The sequence below is a fragment of the Flavobacterium endophyticum genome (assembly GCF_003634455.1).
GTDB classification, from domain to species: domain Bacteria; phylum Bacteroidota; class Bacteroidia; order Flavobacteriales; family Flavobacteriaceae; genus Flavobacterium; species Flavobacterium endophyticum.
Window position 1 is genome coordinate 1,160,358 of sequence record NZ_RBLC01000001.1, and the last position, 19,837, is coordinate 1,180,194.

Annotated in this window: 11 protein-coding genes; 2 read left to right on the forward strand and 9 right to left on the reverse strand. The window is 44.2% G+C overall.

Annotation, left to right across the window (positions count from 1 at the left end):
- Positions 1–417: 417 nt before the first annotated feature.
- A complete protein-coding gene (locus tag CLV94_RS05430) occupies positions 418–5,511 on the forward strand; it encodes a GEVED domain-containing protein (protein ID WP_121375406.1) in 5,094 nt (1,697 codons plus the stop codon).
- Positions 5,512–6,314: 803 nt separating this feature from the next.
- On the opposite strand, the gene CLV94_RS05435 is transcribed toward CLV94_RS05430, so the two are convergent.
- Entirely contained in the window at positions 6,315–7,289 is a 975-nt protein-coding gene (locus CLV94_RS05435; protein ID WP_121375407.1) for a hypothetical protein, read from the reverse strand.
- Positions 7,290–8,141: 852 nt separating this feature from the next.
- Positions 8,142–8,447, reverse strand: a complete 306-nt coding sequence (locus tag CLV94_RS16910) for a hypothetical protein (protein WP_147406576.1) — start codon at positions 8,445–8,447, stop codon at positions 8,142–8,144.
- 294 nt (positions 8,448–8,741) lie between these two features.
- Here CLV94_RS16910 and CLV94_RS05440 point away from each other — a divergent pair, with 294 nt between their 5' ends.
- Positions 8,742–9,305 (forward strand): hypothetical protein, encoded by a 564-nt coding sequence (locus CLV94_RS05440; RefSeq protein WP_147406578.1) that lies wholly within the window; start codon positions 8,742–8,744, stop codon positions 9,303–9,305.
- 287 nt (positions 9,306–9,592) lie between these two features.
- Here CLV94_RS05440 and CLV94_RS05445 read toward each other — a convergent pair whose 3' ends face one another.
- From CLV94_RS05445 to CLV94_RS05475, 7 genes are all read right to left on the reverse strand, one after another.
- Complete coding sequence (locus CLV94_RS05445) at positions 9,593–10,075, reverse strand: lipocalin family protein (RefSeq protein ID WP_121375409.1); 483 nt, start codon at positions 10,073–10,075, stop codon at positions 9,593–9,595.
- Between the two features lie 61 nt (positions 10,076–10,136).
- Positions 10,137–10,514 carry a hypothetical protein gene (locus CLV94_RS05450; protein WP_147406579.1) on the reverse strand — a complete coding sequence of 126 codons (378 nt, stop codon included), beginning with the start codon at positions 10,512–10,514 and terminating at the stop codon, positions 10,137–10,139.
- A 112-nt stretch (positions 10,515–10,626) separates the two neighbouring features.
- The gene (locus CLV94_RS05455) at positions 10,627–11,616 is read right to left on the reverse strand and encodes a hypothetical protein (protein WP_121375411.1); all 990 of its coding nucleotides are present in this window, start codon (positions 11,614–11,616) and stop codon (positions 10,627–10,629) included.
- Between the two features lie 41 nt (positions 11,617–11,657).
- Positions 11,658–12,647 carry a hypothetical protein gene (locus CLV94_RS05460; protein WP_121375412.1) on the reverse strand — a complete coding sequence of 330 codons (990 nt, stop codon included), beginning with the start codon at positions 12,645–12,647 and terminating at the stop codon, positions 11,658–11,660.
- A 95-nt stretch (positions 12,648–12,742) separates the two neighbouring features.
- Positions 12,743–13,543, reverse strand: coding sequence for a hypothetical protein (locus tag CLV94_RS05465; protein ID WP_121375413.1), 801 nt, complete (start codon positions 13,541–13,543; stop codon positions 12,743–12,745).
- Positions 13,544–13,623: 80 nt separating this feature from the next.
- Positions 13,624–14,409, reverse strand: a complete 786-nt coding sequence (locus tag CLV94_RS05470) for a hypothetical protein (protein ID WP_121375414.1) — start codon at positions 14,407–14,409, stop codon at positions 13,624–13,626.
- 56 nt (positions 14,410–14,465) lie between these two features.
- A partial coding sequence (locus CLV94_RS05475) for a beta strand repeat-containing protein (RefSeq protein ID WP_121375415.1) occupies positions 14,466–19,837 on the reverse strand: 5,372 nt, incomplete at its 5' end.

Genomic DNA, 19,837 nt, shown 5'->3' on the forward strand with positions numbered 1-19,837 from the left:
TGAAAATAAGACCGCTTCCTCTTCTTCATCTTTTTACCTCAACAGTGCCTCTCGTAATTATTGCCCAATGGATGTGAGGTTCAGTTTCATATGCATTATAGGTTTGGGGAAATTCTGTGGTGCAAGATTATAGGGGCACTTATATTTTTTAGGCGGCTCTCTGGCTTTCCTCTTTGGTAGTAAAATTATCAATATTTAGTTTATATGGAAAACATTTGCATCGTTATACAACTCGCAAATCAGAGAGCTCCTATTTTAAGAAACATCCTTTGCAAGCTGCCTGAGCCGAAAATGGCTGTTATGCCATGGCAGACACGACCCTCCGTATTTTGTCTGTCATGGCTTTTTATTAGTAACGAATCAAACCCATAGCGCTGTGAGAGCGCCTATTCACTTTAATCAATATATAACTTAATTATGGAAAACATTACATTTTCGCATCGGGCACGATCCCGAATGAAATGGTGGATGGCGCTGCTGTCCTTCATTGGCATGAGTCCATGGCTACATGCAAATCCGAATCCAAACACAGGCAGGGGCTCCCTCGCCTATTGTACGCCTGCTGCTACTTCAACTAGCAGTTTTATCAAAGACTTTAGTACAACGGGCGGCAGCACCAACATCAGCAACCTGAATACAGGACAAGGTACGGGCGGCTATGCCAACCATACTACCATGACAGTCGGCCAATACGAAGGCGCCCCGGTCAGCTTTAGCGCGGTCTACAACACTGGAACCTTTGGCCTTGCCATTTGGGTCGATTGGAACAATAACGAAACCTTTGAGACTTCAGAAAGGATGTTCCAAACTTCAGCGTACAGCTCATCGCAGACCGGAACCATCACGGTTCCTGCAGGAACGGCACAGGGCAGCTATCGCATGAGGGTGCTGGCCGATTTCAACAGCACCAACCCAAACAATCCGTGTGCTTTCTCAAGCGGAAGAGGAGAGGCAGAAGATTATACGTTTGTAGTAACTGCCCCTCCTGCCTGTCTACCTCCGACAAATCTAGCCGTAGGAAACATGACGCCTACCACAGCTCGGCTGACCTGGACGAGCACAAGAACATTGTTTGATGTAGAATACGGCCCTGCCGGATTCACGCAAGGCACAGGAACCATGACAACAGGAACAGCCAACCCGCTGAATATTTCAGGGCTTACTGCACAGACTGCCTACCAGTTCTATGTACGTACAGACTGCGGTCCTGATGGCAAGAGCGCCTGGGCAGGACCGTTCCGTTTCTTTACCGGGTATTGTACGCCTGCTGCAACTTCTACAAGCTATTTTATCAACAGCTTCACTACGACTGGAGGATTTGCCAACATTAACAATACGGGCACGACTATAGGAACTGGGGGCTACTCCAACTATACCGCCCAAAAGGTAAGCCATTTTGAAGGCGGAACAATCAACTTTAGTGCTGCCTATAGCAGCGGTTCTGGATTTGCCGTCTGGGTAGACTGGAACAACAACATGACATTCGAGACTGGCGAAAGAATGTTCGCTACTACAGCTTATGGGGCCTCTTCAACAGGAAACTTTACCGTTCCTGCCGGGACTCCTGTCGGAAACTACCGCATGAGAATCCGTATGGATTATAACAACAACAGCCCTTCTAACCCTTGTACCTTTAACTCAGGCAACGGAGAGGCAGAAGACTACACGGTTGAAGTAGTCACTCCTCCATCCTGCCTTCCTCCAACGGAACTAGGTGTCGGAAACCTGACCTTTACAGGAGCACAGCTCTCTTGGCTGGGCGAAGGAACCGTATTTGACGTAGAATACGGACCTGCCGGATTCACGCAAGGAACGGGAACCATGGCTTCTTCTGTAGCCAATCCTTATGACGCTACAGGGCTGACTCCGAATACATCGTACCAATTCTATGTACGCAGGATCTGCAGTGCCACAAACAAGAGCCCGTGGGCAGGTCCGTTCCGTTTCTTTACCGGATATTGTACGCCTGCTGCAACTTCTACAAGCTATTTTATCAACAGCTTCACCACGACTGGAGGATTTGCCAACATTAACAATACGGGCACGACTATAGGAACTGGGGGCTACTCCAACTATACCGCCCAAAAGGTGAGCCACCACGAAAACGGATCGGTAAGCTTCAGCGCTGCCTATAGCAGCGGTTCTGGATTTTCGATCTGGATCGACTGGAACCGAAACATGGCTTTCGATACGGATGAAAGAGTATTCACTACTACAGCTTATGGGTCCTCTTCAACAGGAAACTTTAACGTTCCTGCCGGAACTCCTGTCGGAAACTACCGCATGAGAATTCGTATGGATTATAACAACAGCAGCCCTTCTGATGCTTGTACCTTTAACTCAGGCAATGGGGAAGCGGAAGACTATACTTTTGAGGTAGTTACTCCTCCTACTTGCATGCCTCCAACAGAACTAGGAGCCGGCAACGTAACCTTTACGACAGCACAGTTTTCTTGGCTGGGCGAAGGAACCGTGTTTGACGTAGAATACGGCCCTGCCGGATTCACGCAAGGTACAGGAACCATGGCTTCCTCTGTAGCCAATCCTTATGATGCCACAGGACTGACTGCTGATACATCGTACCAATTTTATGTGCGCAGGGTCTGCAGTGCCACAGACAAAAGCCCGTGGGCAGGTCCATTCCGTTTCTATACGGGTCCTTGCCGTTTTGCAGCGACTTCTACAAGCTACTTTATCAGAGACTTTACTACGACCGGAGGATTCCTGAACATCAGCAATACTGCTACAGGCATCGGAACCGGAGGCTATTCTAACTTTGCTGCCATGAGGGTACAGCAGGCTGTAGGCGGCACAATCAACTTCAGCGCTGCCTACGTCGGCAATTCCGGATTTGCCATCTGGGTAGACTGGAACAAGAACATGGTATTTGATACCGACGAAAGAGTATTCAATACGACTGCCTATGGTGTGGCAGCAACCGGAAGCTTTGCGGTTCCAGCCGGAACTGCCTTGGGCAGCTACCGCATGAGAATCATGCTGGACTACAACAGTACGAGTCCGACTACGCCTTGCGCGCCAAGCTCTGGCAACGGAGAAGCAGAAGACTATACGGTTGAAGTAGTGACGCCTCCGTCTTGCCTGCCTCCGACCAATCTAGCAGTAGGAAACATGACGCCTACAGCAGCACAATTGACTTGGACAAGCACAGGAACGTTGTTTGACGTAGAATACGGCCCTGCCGGATTCACGCCAGGTACTGGAACCATGACAACAGGAACAGCCAATCCTTTGAACATTTCAGGACTTACGGCAGAGACCGCGTACCAGTTCTATGTACGTAGAGACTGCGGTACCGACGGCAAGAGCGCCTGGGCAGGACCGTTCCGTTTCTTTACCGGATACTGCACGCCTGCTGCAACTTCTACAAGCTATTTTATCAGCAGCTTCACCACTACGGGCGGATCTGCAAACATCAGCAATACCGGCACGACCATCGGAACCGGAGGCTACTCTAACTTTACGGCCATGAAAGTGCAGCAATACGAAGGCGCTTCTGTCGGCTTCAGCGCTGCCTATAGCAGCGGCTCTGGATTTGCAATCTGGGTAGACTGGAACAACAACATGGTTTTTGATACTAACGAAAGAGTATTCAGTACGACAGCCTACGGTGCTGCTGCAACTGGAAGCATTACCGTTCCGGCTACGACTCCTGTAGGAAACTATAGGATGAGAATCCGTATGGACTACAACAACACCAGCCCGTCTGATGCCTGCGGGTTTAACTCAGGCAACGGAGAAGCGGAAGACTATACCTTTGAGGTAGTTACTCCTCCTGCATGTCCTGCACCGACAGGCGGAGCAGCCGGAAACCTTACTTTTACGACGGCACAGCTGACATGGGTAAGCAGCGGAACGTCGTTCGACGTAGAATACGGCCCTGCCGGATTCACGCAAGGCACGGGAACTATGGCAACTGCTGTAGCCAATCCTTATGATGTCACAGGACTTACTTCTGATACCGCTTACCAGTTCTACGTACGCAGGGCCTGCAGTACCACAGACAAGAGCACTTGGGCAGGACCGTTCCGTTTCTATACCGGATACTGTCTTCCTGCTGCCACGGGAACTTCCAATTACATCAAGGATTTTTCTACTACGGGAGGGTATACCAACATCAGCAACCTGAATACGGGACAAGGTGCGGGAGGCTATGCCAACCATACGAGCATGGCAGTCAGCCAGCACGAAGGTGCACCAGTCAATTTCAGCGCAGTCTATAATGGCGGAACCTTTGGCCTTGCCATCTGGGTCGACTGGAACCGAAACATGGTGTTTGAGACTTCAGAAAGGATGTTCCAAACTACGGCGTACAGCTCATCGCAGATCGGAACCATTACCGTTCCTTCAGGAACGCCAGTGGGCAGCTACCGCATGAGGGTGCTGGCCGATTTTAACCTCACTACCCCAAACAATCCGTGCGGCTTCAATACTGGAAACGGAGAGGTAGAAGACTATACTTTTCAGGTAGCGACACCTCCGTCTTGCCTGCCGCCTGCCGCATTAGCCGCAAGCGCAACGTCTACAACAGCACAGCTGTCATGGACCAGCAACGGAACGTCGTTTGACGTAGAATATGGCCCTAGAGGATTTACGCAAGGCACAGGAACAATGGCAACTGCTCTAACACAGCCGCAGCATGGCATTTCTGGACTTACTTCCAATACAGCGTACCAGTTCTACGTACGCAGAAACTGCGGTGCCGGAGACCTAAGTGCTTGGGCTGGACCGTTCTCTTTCACGACAGCTTGCGGAGCACAGACCGTTCCTTACTTGCTTGACTTTAACGAGGTAACAATTCCTGCATTGCCAGTATGTACGTCTATCCAAAATGCGGGAACTGGAAATAACTGGAAAACCGACAACGTAAACGGATGGGGCTTTGCTTCTAAACTTTTGAACTATAGCTACAATTCTTCAAACCCGGCTAATGCTTGGTTCTATACCAACGGAATCCAATTAGAAGCAGGAACAAACTATACGCTGAAATTCCAGTACGGAAACAGCGGCAATACAAATTATGTAGAAAGACTAAAAGTCAACATTGCTGCTTCTGCGGATTATAATGCGATGACAAGAAACATCGTAGACTATCCGGCCATCACAAACAACACGCCGCTAGAATCGTCTACTACCTTCACGGTAGAAACAAGCGGTGTGTATTATCTAGGATTCAACGCCTACTCTATCACAGACAGGGCTCAGATTTATGTAGATAATATTGCGGTTGACGTAGCGCTTTCTAATCCAGATTTTGAAACGACAGCTTTCAAAGCGTATCCGAACCCGGTAAAAGACCTGCTGCATCTTTCGTACAGCCAGGAGATTACGGAGATTGCGGTGTTCAACATGGTAGGACAGCAGGTACTCGCTACATCGATACGCGATAGCAAAGGCCAGATAGACCTATCGGCATTGCCATCGGGCACCTATGTGGTAAAAGCGAGAACAGCTGATAGCAGCATGAAGACGATAAAAGTCATCAAGCAATAAACAAAATAGTTGTTTTTTTAAAAGCCAGCCGGGTAATTAGATTATCTGGCTGGTTTTTTTATTTGGAGATTTTGGATTTCAGATTTTAGATTGTGGATTTTAGATTTTGGATTTTTTTCATGTTGTTTTTGAGGAAAAAAGTGTGCTTTTTGGAGCGCCTAAAAAACAGTTACACCAAAAAAGTGACCACTTACGCCTGTATTTGACCACTTATTACTTTTGGGTTGTCTTTTTAAACTCAAATAGCAACCTTTGTCTTGTCTTTGTTTTTAAATGTTATTAATAAAGGTTTGAAAAAAGTGTCTCTCAACGTTTTGTTCATAAAAGAAACTGGTTTAGGTAAACAAAAAAACCGAGAGAGACACTCCTTTTAAAAACAAGGCAGTCCAGATAGGAATTTTAAATTCTCATCGGCGGTAAAGTAAAAATAGGCCAGGCATAGATTAGGCTATACAACAAAGAAAGCAAGCTCTTTTATTTTTCATTTTTAGTGAGTTTTGATTGACATCCCTAAAGAAAGAGAGCTACTTTCTTTTTCTAACAAGAACGTTCAAAGCATAAGTGCCTCTTAGTTGTTTATCAGGTTAAGTTTGGTAGTAAAGTTACAAACAGGAACAGTAGGGGTATTAGTTCATAGGGTACTGATAAGCGTCTAGAGGCATTTTTAATTCCATTTATAAGGAACGCTCTTCATCTTATTTTCATAAAATTTTGTCCTCATAGTTTAAATATGTGAAAATTAAAAGTTAAAAGTTCAATTATAGAGATGGAGAGCTCCTTATTTTTTTATTAAGTTTTGGCAATTACGGTCTAGGAATATCTCCATCATTAAAATCATCATCCCTGAGGTATAGCTCTCCCGTAGTAGCAATATCTGAATTGAAATAAAAATCAGGACTTATAATTGTATCGGTAGAGAAGTTAAAAGCCATTCTAACTTTTACAAAAAAGTCTATCGGTTCTGTAAGCTGAATTTGGATCCTAAAAAGAGCTTTAGGATATGCATATATTGGGTCCTCCAATTCAATTGTGTTTTTCCCTTCTTGAGCAAGATCACATACTAATTTTGCGTTAAACTTCTTGGTAACCTTTAGAATTCCTGTTGGTTTATTTAGTCTTCCAGCAAACGCGACAGGAAGTAGCTGGGCTAATATATCTATTGAATTCAACAGTATTGTATTCTCTGAATTATTGATAAAAGATATGTCAAAAACAGGAAGTATGTTTTTGCTTCTGTCGTCGTGAAATTCGTATACCATCTTATTGGTCTCATATTGACGGTATATTTTTTTACTTAACACTTCAATCCTGGCTATTTCTATGAAATTATTCCTAAAAGGATAGTATTTGTTAACCAAATGACTAAACAAGAACAAATTATTGCTGATGTAGTCCCAACTCCAATATTCGATGCTAAAAGGTAAATTGTGCTTGTATGCTAAAGTATTTAAGAGATTTTGTATGTGAACATCATTTTCTAATGAGGTCGCAATAATAAGCTTACGAGGAAAAGTTCCCGTCTTTAAAATGGCATTTATATCATCAATAATTTCATTTATGAAATTGACCTTTTGAGCATTACTATTAAGATTAAGATTTCTGAGCTTGCATTGGGAAGCAATCTTTTTTTCAGGCGAAATAATATCTATCCCATTTTGGCTCTGCCCCCGGCGACCGTATAGCGAAAAACTTGTAGTATTATGCACAGCATTTAGCAAATCGCATACGAGGCTTTCAAATACTTCTGGGCTTTTTGGAATGGGTAATTGGTAATGCATACTTAAATCATTTTTAATTAAATGCTTACATACTCCAAATTTAAGTTATTTGAATGTCTTAATTCTGCAAATTGTTTTTTGTAGATGCCTTCAGAGTGTAGCGTAAAAAAATATATTTCAAGCCATCTTTTTTAGTAAAAATATCACTTTTAGGATTGCCTAAAAAAACAGTTACACCAAAAAAGTGACCAGTTACGCCCGTATTTGACCACTTATTACTTTTGGGTTGCCTTTTTAAACTCAAATAGCAACCTTTGTCTTGTCACAGTTTTAAAAGTTACTAATAAGAGGATTAAAAAGTGTCTCTCAAAAGTTTCTTCATAAGAATCTAGGTTTAGTTAATACAAAAAAAACCGAGAGACACTCCTTTTAAAACAAGACCATTTGTTCATTGGCATGTTATGGCTTTTTTAGGCTTTGCAGTCGGTTATAAAAATAAAGAAAGTGTGCCTTGCTATTTTTTAAAGTAATGATTTTGATTAGCAGAATAACAAAAACGGGCCACTTTCTTTTCTTTATTTTATAACAAGGCAGGCCAACTATCTTGCCTAATGGTGTACTGTAAAAAAAGTTCAAAAATAAGTGCCTCGTAAGGCGTATCAGGTGATTTTGGTAGTAAATAGCGCACACTTGGAACAGATTGGTGGAATAGGTTTCATTGGTTACTGATAGCATTATTGGGGCACTTTTTCTTAAAACTATAAGGAACGCTCTTCATCTTATTTTCATAAAATATTTAGTCATCATAGTTTAAAATATGAAAATTATCACGTTATACAAACCCGATGGAGAGCTCCTTATTGTTTTACACAAGCTCCTACAGCAGCGCCAAACCTGTAGCTGCTATATAAATTAGGTCTGCAGCTGCCTAAACGGCAAGAATCTTTTCTTCGCTGTGTCCCTGCTTTCCTTATACGGACAGCTTATGTTCTTATTGCGACTCTTGAAGTTCTTATTGGCACTCCTCAAGTTCTTATAGGCTCTGCTCATGTTCTTATATGCACTCCTCAAGTTCTTATAGGCTCTGCTCATGTTCTTATACGCACTCCTCAAGTTCTTATAGGCTCTGCTCATGTTCTTATACGCACTCCTCAAGTTCTTATAGGCTCTGCTCATGTTCTTATACGCACTCCTCAAGTTCTTATAGGCACTGCTCATGTTCTTATACGCACTCCTCAAGTTCTTATACGCACTTTATAGAAGACAAGAAGTACGTCGCAACCCTTAAAAAGTCCTTATTATGATAAATTTTGGATAGAAAATCATTCTTCCAATACAAACAACGTAGTATTAATTTAAAAATGTAACCTTATGGCCTCCCAATCGCAAGCCTCTTTTGCAGCCCGCCTCTCGAAAGGCAAGAAGCTGTACCAATTACTCAATTCATTTCCGGGGTATGCACCAGATGTGCCGGAATTTGCTCCCCAGACCTTTAAGGCGATGCTGGAAGCAATGACCGTCGCGCAAGCGCAGCATACAGAAGCCCATCATTCTTTTGCCGAAGCGGCTAAGCAGCGCAGGATCGTATTTAGCGAAAACCCCAATTCGCTATTAAAGACCATCACCTTGATTAATGCGTATATCAGGGGTAAATTCCAGAAAGATTCGCAGATTTATGCGGATGTGAATTCGCTCGTCAAAAAGATAAGGGGCGAAAAGCCCGTACGGATCACTCGGGATGCGGATACAGAAATGATAAGCCGCTCTGAAAAGTCTTATGGAAGCCAGGCAGAGTATTTGGGCGACCTGATTACGCTGGCGACACAGCTAGGAGCCGACTATACGCCCACCAATAGCGCTATCAAGCTGGCAAAACTAAAAGAGCTGCATGCGCAAATCTTGCAACTTAACGATCAGGCCTCGGTCAAGCTGGCCGCTTTTAAGCCCAAGGTAGTCGAGCGTCAAAATAATTTTGAGCAGCTTAACACTACCGCCAAACGCATCAAGGATATGGTCAAGGCGCAATACGGTGTCGACTCTATAGAACATAAGCTAGTCAAGGGACTCAGTTTCTAACAGCTAAAAAGCAAAAGCCGCCCTTAATTAAAGAGCGGCTTTTTCGATTACGATTTTAAAGAGGGGTAAAAAAAGAAGTTATTCTAACTATTGCTTATCATAGAAATCTTAGGATGTTTTCACAAAGATAAGAATTTCTTGGTCTGAAACAGCATCATCATTGTAATCGGAATCATCGTTTTTTATGACCCGTATCCTGTCTGCCGCTACCGATTCTAACCGCCATGATAGTATAACAACACCGGCGCGGTTACATTTTATGGTTTTGGTACGGAGCAGCAACACTTCTAGGGCACTCTTGCTAAAACCGAGATTTCTTTATCTAAAATGCCGTCATTATTATAATCGCGGTCGTCATTTTCTATGATTCGAAGCCTGTCTGCCGTCACCGATTGCAGGCGCCAAGATTCTACAACAGTACCATTGCGGCTAAAAGCAATGATTTTGGTGCCGGCATCATACGAATAGGTACCGGTTGTTTCCTGTCTTATGATGCAGTCTTGATCTTCATCACTAGCATCATTTTCATAAAACACAAAATGAAAGGTTTGGTCTGCTGCCATTTCAAACCGATTCTCTGCCGAGCATCCTGTTATAATTTCTGTCAAAATAACGGTAGTATCGCTGCCCGATACTGCCTCGGCAGTGGTATACTGCCACATTCCGACAACACTGCCGCTTTCAATTGCTTTGGCATTGTCATCGTCTTTGTTACAGGAAACAATAGCCAATGGCAGCACTACTAAGCACCATACAGATCTTTTTTTCATCGTCTTACATTTTTAAAGGTTATTACATCATATCTAAAAAAGCCCTGGACCTGAGATTGTATTATCGGAAAGGATACTCTTCTAAAAAACAAGTAACTTCTTCAATAAAATCTTTTTTTTCGCACCTCCGTATCCGTATCCTTGTCCTTTTCCCGTCTTTAGTAAACACACACAGCCTATAAGACCGCAAATCATGTGCTGAATAGAGAAGGCAATAGGCTGCTGCACAAGAGCCCGTAACATAAAGTGAATCGGCTCTCAAGCAATATGCAAGTAGCGGACCAAGCGACAGCAATAGGACGGCACGGATGATACCGTGATAGGGAATATTCTTTCTAGACACAAAAATCCGATCGATATTCGCAATATCAAATTCATGCACAGCCCCTTTATAATTGAGGGTCATTTTTGACTCGACTATGTTGATGTATTTTGACATTGACGTTTCGTATAGAATTAGTTTTAGTATTCGTATTTCCTCCACAAAACAATCTTTTATATCCTCATCCTCTTTCTCATTATATCCTGCTTTCAACTTTCAGCCCTACACCTTAATTCAGCCTTTTGGCCGTAAAATAAAAATAATAGTTAGAGGCATCTCCGGTGGCATGCCAAGTACAATTGTACCACTCGCCATTGGTAAAGGTGACCATAACATTTATATATTCGGAGTCATAGTTAATTGAATTTGTTCCAAGATCATCATCTCCGTCAATATAATAACTATAATAACCGGGATTAATAGTTGTACCAGCCCCGTTAACATATGCATTGATAGTTGAAAAAGCGGAAATGTTATAAGTAATAGCTGTACCAGTAGTATTGAAAAATTTAGGCGCCGTATCACCATTAAAATCAGCTTCAATAAAATCCATTCTTAAACCATTAATTACAATAAATTTTGCCTGTTCTGTTGCATTAGACAGCTCATAAGCCGAACGTCTATTGGTAGTGGTTATATTGCCCGCGTTTTTCCCATTCATCATATTTCTTGATCCTCCATTTGCTGTAAAGGTGGCAGCAGGTACAACTGCCCTAAACGACTTAATGCCATTCACCTCAAAATTATTATTGTTGGTGATAACCGTAGATTGCAGAAAAACGTCCCATAAAGCAGCCGATATTATATTATTTGTGTTTTTAACTACTACTACCGACTGCCCCGGTTTGATAACAATAGTATTTGCAATAGAAGCAGCGTTGGTTTGTATCAGCTGTGTGCTGTTTCCTTTGATGGTCACATCAAATGCCGAAGTATTTTTGATGCGGTACACCCTTCCGTAAAATGCATCTTTAGCGGCATCTGCCACCACGGCATTGGGCAGCGTAAGGGTAATTGCCGCTGTATTTCCCAGTACATTTACAAATTGATCGGTATTGGTGAGGGCAGCATCTGCTGCTATAACTTTATAGCTCCCTGCATAAGAACCGTTTACGGTAAGGCTGCTGTTAGGATTTTTGGTGTTGATGCCCGTGTTTTGGGCATACAGGCTACCAACAGCCAACGCAGCTAATAGTAGGGTAACGAGTATTTTTTTCATTCCCTGATTTTTAAATTATTAATTACTACTTTGTGCACTTCCTAATTCAGCCTTTGGGCTGTAAAATAAAAATAATAGTTAGTGGCATCTCTGGTAGCGTGCCAAGTACAGTTGTACCACTCGCCATTGGTAAAGGTTAGCATAGCGTTCACATATTCTATATCTCCTTGGTCTACTGTCGAAAAATCATCATTCCCATCAACATTAAAACTATAATAACCGGGAGCAATAGTTGTATTAGCCCCGTTAACATATCTATCGCCAGTTGAAAGAGAGGAAATATTATAGGTTATTGCTCCGGCAGTAGTATTGAAAAGTTTGGGAGATGTAGATGGGTTACCCCTCCAGCTTTGAAGAAAATCCATTCTTAAACCATTAATTACAATAAATTTTGCTTGTTCTGCTGCAGTAGACAGCTCATAAGCCGAACGTCTATTGGAATTGATTGTATTGTTCACATTTTTTCCATTCATCATTTTGTTTGATGCACTATAGTCTGTAAAGGTGGAAGCAGGTACAACTGCCTTAAACGACTTAATGGCATGCACCTCAAAATTATTATTGTTGGTGATGGCAGTAGACTGCAGAAAAACATCCCATAAGGCAACTGCTACTGTATTATTTGTGTTTTTAACAACCATTACCGATAGTCCCGGTTTAAGAACAAAAGTATTTACAATGGAAGCAGCATCGATTTGCAGCAACTGTGTGCCGTTTCCTTTGATGGTCACATCAAATGCCGAAGTATTTTTGATGTGATACACCCTTCCGTAAAATGCATCTTTAGCGGCATCTGCCACCACGGCATTGGGCAGCGTAAGGGTAACTGCCGCTGCACTGCCCAGTACATTTACAAATTGATCGGTATTGGTGAGGGTAGCATCTGCGGCTATAGTTTTGTAGCTCCCGGCATAAGAACCGTTTACGGTAAGACTGCTGTTAGGATTTTTGGTGTTAATCCCCGTGTTCTGGGCCTGCAGTTTACCAACGACGAACGTACCTAATAATAGGGTAACGAGTATTTTTTTCATCATTCTAATTTTTTAATTATGATATTCGTATAAAGCAATCTTATCCCTCTCTACTTTTCACTTTAGATTTGCACTTCCAACCTTGTTTGTCCTCTTTATTGTATAGGAAGAGCATAAAAATAATTTTCGGGACTATTGGTGTTATAGCTAAAAATAGTAGTGCTCCATTTTTGAAAAACTAAATATATAGTAACACCAGCTGGTGCAGTTACCTCAATTACTGAGCTTCCTGATATGAAGCCTGTTCCAGTAACATCCGCAGGCAAGGCTTTGGCCGCTTTAAGTAATATCCCTGCATAAGTGGTGCTAGTGCCAGCTGGCCCCAAGTGCGTAAAACCTGCTTGTGCTACACTGGCAGTATTTGATGACAAATAGCAATGCTGCCAAATATCGGTAGTGATATTATTAAAGGTCATTCCAGCATTTACTGCCCACTTCCCTGGGGCAAGCGTTATAGACACGCCAGAATAGACAATTGTTCCTGAACCAGCGTTAGCATTTACAGTGGCTGGAACGGGCGGAAATGCACCTAATATGGTAGGGCGGAATGCCGGGACTGCAGCCCAGGCACCTACTCCATTGGCATCACTGGTAAGCACATAGCCATTGGCTTGTGTACCATCCATAATTTTAATCGCCGCTCCGGCAGTTCCATTATTTATCACCAGTTTTGCGTTTGGCACAACAGTACCAATGCCTACATTGCCTGCTTGAGTCACTACAAAATCATTAGCCTGCTGTGGCGCAGTCGGATCGCCGCTGGCATTATTATCCCTAGCCCCATCCACATGCAAGGTGCCTTTCGGGTTTTTGGTATTTACTCCCGATTGTTGCGCATAAGCGGAAGCAGATAGGGATAAAATAAGTACTGCGGCTATAATTTTATTCTGTTTCATGTTAATTAATTATCATATTGTATCCTCTGTACTATGCAACGGTATTCATCTTCGTGTCTATTTGAAAACTAATCCCTTCATCAATCTACTGGTTTTGCAAAAAAATAATTTTCGAGATAGGTTTTTGGATTAAACTTGTATGCGCCAACGGGCTGATTCTGCAACAATAAATAAATAACAACCGATGGCGCTGTCACCTCTATCAGTGTACTACCGGTAACAAAGCCAAATTGCATTAATGGCGTCGGGTTAGTGTCCATAAGCCCTTGTACCAATACTCCGCCATAGCTTGTTTGTACGCCAGCAGGTCCCAAAAAATTAAAACCAGTCTGCTGAAGCGCATTAGTAGCTGACGACAGGTAACAGCGTTGAAAGAGGGTTGAATTTCCATTTGTAAAAGTAACACCTGCATGTACCATCCACTTTCCCCTACTCAGCGTAATCGATATCTTTGAATCTATTGGAGCCATACCACCATTAGGCACTATGAGGCCTGGATCGGTTGTTGGAAAAGTTCCATTAACCAAGGGCTTCACTACCGAAGGGCTGATCCATCTTGCAAGACCAGTGGCATCGGTAGTTAAAATACTGCCCGCCCTTTCTCCACCATCTTTAATTTGAATTTTTCCCCTAAGGTCCAACTTATGGCTAGGGCTTAAGGTGCCAATACCTACATTACCTGCATTGGTTACTATAAAATCGTTAGCTTGCTGTGCCGCATCAGGATCGCCGCTAGCATTATTATCTTTACCGGCATCAACATGCAAAGGGCTTTTAGGGTTTTTAGTATTCACCCCGGTGTTTTGAGCATAAACACTACCAGTGGCCAGTGCGCCTAATAGTATTGTAACGAGCCTATTTTTCATCCCTTTGCTTTTTTAATTGTTGGTATGGATATCGGGTAGCAAGACCTTTCTGTTTTTTACTTCCCGCTTTTGTTGGTGTCTTTTTTCTGGTTTTCCAGCATGATTTTTTCCAATTTTTCTAACCTGGCCTTGGTGGCTTCGGCATCTTCTTTCAGGGCTTTTATTTCGGCCTGCTGTTGGTCTATCAGCTTTTGCTGCTCAATAGTATGCAGGTATAGCTCTTCTACTTTTTCAAGCATTTGTATGCTCAGTTCGGAGATATTGAATACGTAATCGCCTTTTTCGTTTTTGCGGAGGCCTTTGATACTGGTTACGCCAGGCAAATGTTTGTTCTTGTTGATAAATGCTTCTACTTCTTTCAGCGATTTAAAAGAATAATCGCTTTTCAGTTCAGAGAAGCCATTAAAATAATCTTCAAACACATAATCGGGAAAGACAGAGTTGACCGTTTCAATGCCCCCGTTAACAGCAAGCAAGGTATTGGGATTGGCGGCGGTGGCGGGGCTGCCCAGCATCATATTGGTGGTACCTATGCCTACTTTACCAGCACTGTTAACATGGATTCTTGTAGTAGCAGCCGTTTGCAATTGTAAATTTCCTGTTGATGAACTACCAGTACCTAGGACAAGCCCAGTGGTATTAGCTGCAAGTACACCTGTCGTTACATAAGCATCGCCATTATAACGCTGTCCTATATTTACCAAACTATTGGCAGCCTGTAATTGTATAACCGCATCGCCAGTTGATGTTCCGTGATACAAGGTATTGTTTGCGCCGCTGTGATTAATTTTTGTTTCTCTGGTATTTGGCCCAAATGATTTAAAATTAAGAGTCTTCCCTGTCATAGTTACAACCCTGGTGTTAGAGGCATCGGTAGCAAGTGTACCATCTGTGGTATAAATGTTATTTGCTGGCAATGCCGATTGGTCTATCCATGTTGGTGCATTGCTGCCATTTGAAGTCAACACCTGATTTGCCAATGGCGAATTGGCCATTTGCGTAGTAGTTACCGCACCGTTTTGTATCTTATTAGTTGTTACCGCATTATCTTGTATCTGGTTTGTTCCTACCGCATTGGCTTGTATATGGGTATTGCCAATTCCGCCAGGTGCCACGCTTACAGTTGTTGCCACCAAAACAGCATTAGCAACGCTTCCGGCGGCTCCCCCGTTTAGCGCTATAGAAGCATCAGCGGTAAGGTTTTTACCAATCCCCGTAGCCGCAGTGTTTACCGAAAGCGTACCATCGGCAGCTATATTAAGGCCTGCCCCCGCTTTTACCGCACCTGGAATAACAGTGGTAGCGGTAGGTACGCTAACGGTGTATGCTGTATTTCCAATAGGACTTGGTGTTGTTGGTGTTACGCTAACATTTGTACCCGCTACAACTGAACTTGTTGTTTGGTTGGCGGTAATGGCTGGTGCTAAGTTTAATGGTGCACTAGGCTGCCCATTTACAGTGCTTATCAATTGGTTGCTTGCATTTAACGACAGCCCATTGCTGTTGATGATGTTAACAGCTGTTCCCGTTACACTGTTTACGGTAGTGGTTAGGCTGTTATTGTTAGAAAGATTAGACACCGAAATAGCAGGTACCAAAGTAGATTGGTTGACCCAGGTTGGTGCACCTGCTCCATTAGTGGTTAATACTTGGTTGATGCCGGCAGTGGCCATTTTAGCCGGAGTTACCGCACCGTTCTTGATGTTGGCTGTTACGTTAGCAAGGGTTGCTCCCAAACCACCAGTTATGTCAAGGTCAGCTGAAGTAAAGTCCTTCCCTATACCCGAAGTGCCGGTGTTTACCGAAAGTGTACCATCAGTAGCTACATTAAGACCTGCTCCTGCTTTTACCGCACCTGCAATAGCAGTGGTAGCGGTAGGTACGTTAACGGTGTATGCGGTATTGTTGCTGCCTCCTGGTGTATTTGCTTGCACCGTAGTGTTAGTTCCCGCTACAACTGAACTTGTTTTTTCGAGGGAAGAAATATCTTTCCATGAAAGCGTGCTACTTGCCATTCCATTGGTAACCAATACCTGGTTATCCGAACCACCATCTCTTGGAAAAACATAATTGGATGTAGGTGTGCCAGCAGGATTATAAAATGCAAAATTAACGCCAGCTCCAGGGGTTATTTCTATATGAGAACTTCCTGTTGTTGGATCATAACTACTCATCGTTAAACTGCTCATGCCTAAGGCATCATTGTTGTATGAGCCAATACCATTCCAATAACCAGAAGTGTTTGAGCGCAAAGCGAAGCCACTTGGATCAATATATGCCCTTGCATCAATAACAGGACTTTTACTAAGTTTCACCTCAAAATTGTCCTTAGTTAAAAGGAGCTTAGAAAATTCGGTGGCCAAACCTAGTAGCTGATTATTAGCTACAGACATCAGCATATTACCATCAGTATCTTTACTATCAAAATGGTTATAAAAACCTGGGCTACCTACACCTAAAACTTTCATATCTCCTTTTACCTCAAACTTTTTGGTTGATTCCCCATCAGTAGCTGTAAAGCCTACGGCTACGTTGCCCTGTTGGTAGATTTTATCGGTATTATGGTCAGCTATAGCCGTTGTTCCTTGTACATTCCAAGGCTCAGTAGGTGGTGAAAGAGTAGGAATCCTAAACGTTACTGGTGTTCCGGCTTCGTTAGTATATGTATAGTCATTACCAATTTGAGTAAGGGTGGTTACTGTTTCGTTCCTCGCTATGATCTGTGCCATGTCGAGGGTAGTGGTATTCCCATCCTCATCCTTGTAGGTCAGCTCCTTGGTGGCTGTATCGTAGCCCAGTATGGTCAGCGTCTCGTTAGCCTGCACAAGTTCCTCGATATTGATCGTCTGCGTCGTGCCCGTGGCGTCTACATAGGTAAAGTTCGTGCCGTTATAGGACACGTTCCCGCCTACCGTAGTATTCGTAAGGTTTTCGATAAGCTGGTTCAGCACCTCCGTGTTGCTGATGATCTCCTCAAAGTTGTTCATCACGTCGGCAGGAACATTGATGGTCACCTCGGCGCCAGCCTCGTTTTTATAGGTATACGTGCCATCGCCATTGTTGGCAAGGGTCGTAACCGTCTCGTTCGCCTGCACAAGCTCCTCGAGGTTGATCGTCTGCGTCGTGCCCGTGGCGTCTACATAGGTGAAGTTCGTGCCGTTATAGGACACGTTCCCGCCTACGGTAGTATTCGTAAGGTTTTCGATAAGCTGGTTCAATACTTCCGTGTTGCTGATGATCTGCTCAAAGTTGTTCATCACATCGGCAGGAACATTGATGGTCACCTCGGCGCCAGCCTCGTTTTTATAGGTATACGTGCCGTCGCCATTGTTGGCAAGGGTCGTAACCGTCTCGTTGCCCGTAACAAGCTGCGCCATGTCAAGGATAGTGGTATTCCCGTCCTCGTCCTTGTAGGTCAGCTTCTTGGTAGCCGAATCGTAGCCCAGTATGGTCAGCGTCTCGTTCGCGTCGATGATGTTCTTGATCGTCGTGGACACGCTGGTGTCGCCCATGATCGTAGTGAAGTTTTCGATAACATCGGCAGGAACGTCGATAAGCGTCGTGGTACCGTCCTCAGAGGTGTAGGTGTATTTTCCATCGCCGTCGCTCACAAGGGTCGTAACCGTCTCGTTCGCCTGCACAAGCTCCTCGAGGTTGATCGTCTGCGTCGTGCCCGTGGCGTCTACATAGGTGAAGTTCGTGCCGTTATAGGACACGTTCCCGCCTACCATAGTATTCGTAAGATTTTCGATAAGCTGGTTCAGCACTTCCGTGTTGTTGATGATCTGCTCGAAGTTGTTCATCACATCGGCAGGAACATTGATGGTCACCACGGCGCCGGCCTCGTTCTTATAGGTATACGTTCCGTCGCCGTTGTTGGTCAAGGTAGTAACCGTCTCGTTGCCGCGCACGATTTCCTGTATGTTGATGGTCTGCGTCGTGCCCGTGGCATCTACGTAGGTAAAGTTCGTGCCGTTGTAGGACACGTTTCCGCCTACAGTAGTATTCGTAAGGTTTTCGATAAGCTGGTTTAGCACTTCCGTATTGTTGATGATCTCCTCAAAATTGTTCATCACATCGGCAGGAACATTGATGGTCACCTCGGCGCCGGCCTCGTTTTTATAGGTATACGTGCCGTCGCCATTGTTGGCAAGGGTCGTAACCGTCTCGTTGCCTGCAACAAGCTGCGCCATGTCAAGGATAGTGGTATTCCCGTCCTCGTCTTTGTAGGTCAGCTTTTTGGTAGCCGCATCGTAGCCCAGTATGGTCAGCGTCTCGTTGGCGTCGATGATGTTTTTTATCGTGGTGGACACGCTGGTGTCGCCCATGATCGTAGTAAAGTTGCTTATGACATCGGCAGGCACGTCGATCAGCGTTGTTGTCCCGTCCTCGGAGGTATAGGTATATTTTCCACTGCCATTACTTACAAGAGTAGTCACCGTCTCGTTCGCCTGCACGAGGTCTTCGATGTTGATGGTCTGCGTCGTGCCGGTAGCATCGACATAAGTGAAGCTCGTGCCGTTATAGGACACGTTTCCGCCTACCGTAGTATTCGTAAGGTTTTCGATAAGCTGGTTCAGCACTTCCGTGTTGCTGATGATCTCCTCAAAGTTGTTCATCACATCGGCAGGAACATTAATCGTCACCTCCGCACCGGCCTCGTTTTTATAGGTATACGTACCGTCGCCATTGTTGGCAAGGGTCGTAACCGTCTCGTTGCCCGCAACAAGCTGAGCCATGTCTAGGGTAGTGGTATTCCCGTCCTCGTCCTTGTAGGTCAGCTTCTTGGTAACCGAATCATAGCCCAGTATGGTCAACGTCTCGTTCGCGTCGATGATGTTTTTTATCGTCGTGGACACACTGGTGTCGCCCATGATCGCAGTAAAGTTTTCGATAACATCGGCAGGAACGTCGATAAGCGTCGTGGTACCGTCCTCAGAAGTATAGGTGTATTTTCCATCGCCGTCGCTCACAAGTGTGGTAACCGTCTCGTTTGCCTGCACAAGTTCCTCGAAGTTGATCGTCTGCGTCGTGCCGGTAGCATCGACATAGGTAAAGTTCGTGCCGTTATAGGACACGTTGCCGCCTACCGTAGTATTCGTAAGGTTTTCGATAAGCTGGTTCAGCACTTCCGTGTTGTTGATGATCTCCTCAAAGTTGTTCATCACATCGACAGGAACATTGATCGTCACCTCGGCGCCGGCCTCGTTTTTATAGGTATACGTGCCGTCGCCATTGTTGGTCAAGGTAGTAACCGTCTCGTTCGCCTGCACAAGCTCCTCGAGGTTGATTGTCTGCGTCGTGCCCGTGGCATCCACGTAGGTAAAGTTCGTGCCGTTATAGGACACGTTCCCGCCTACCGTAGTATTCGTAAGATTTTCGATAAGCTGGTTCAGCACCTGCGTGTTGTTGATGATCTCCTCAAAAT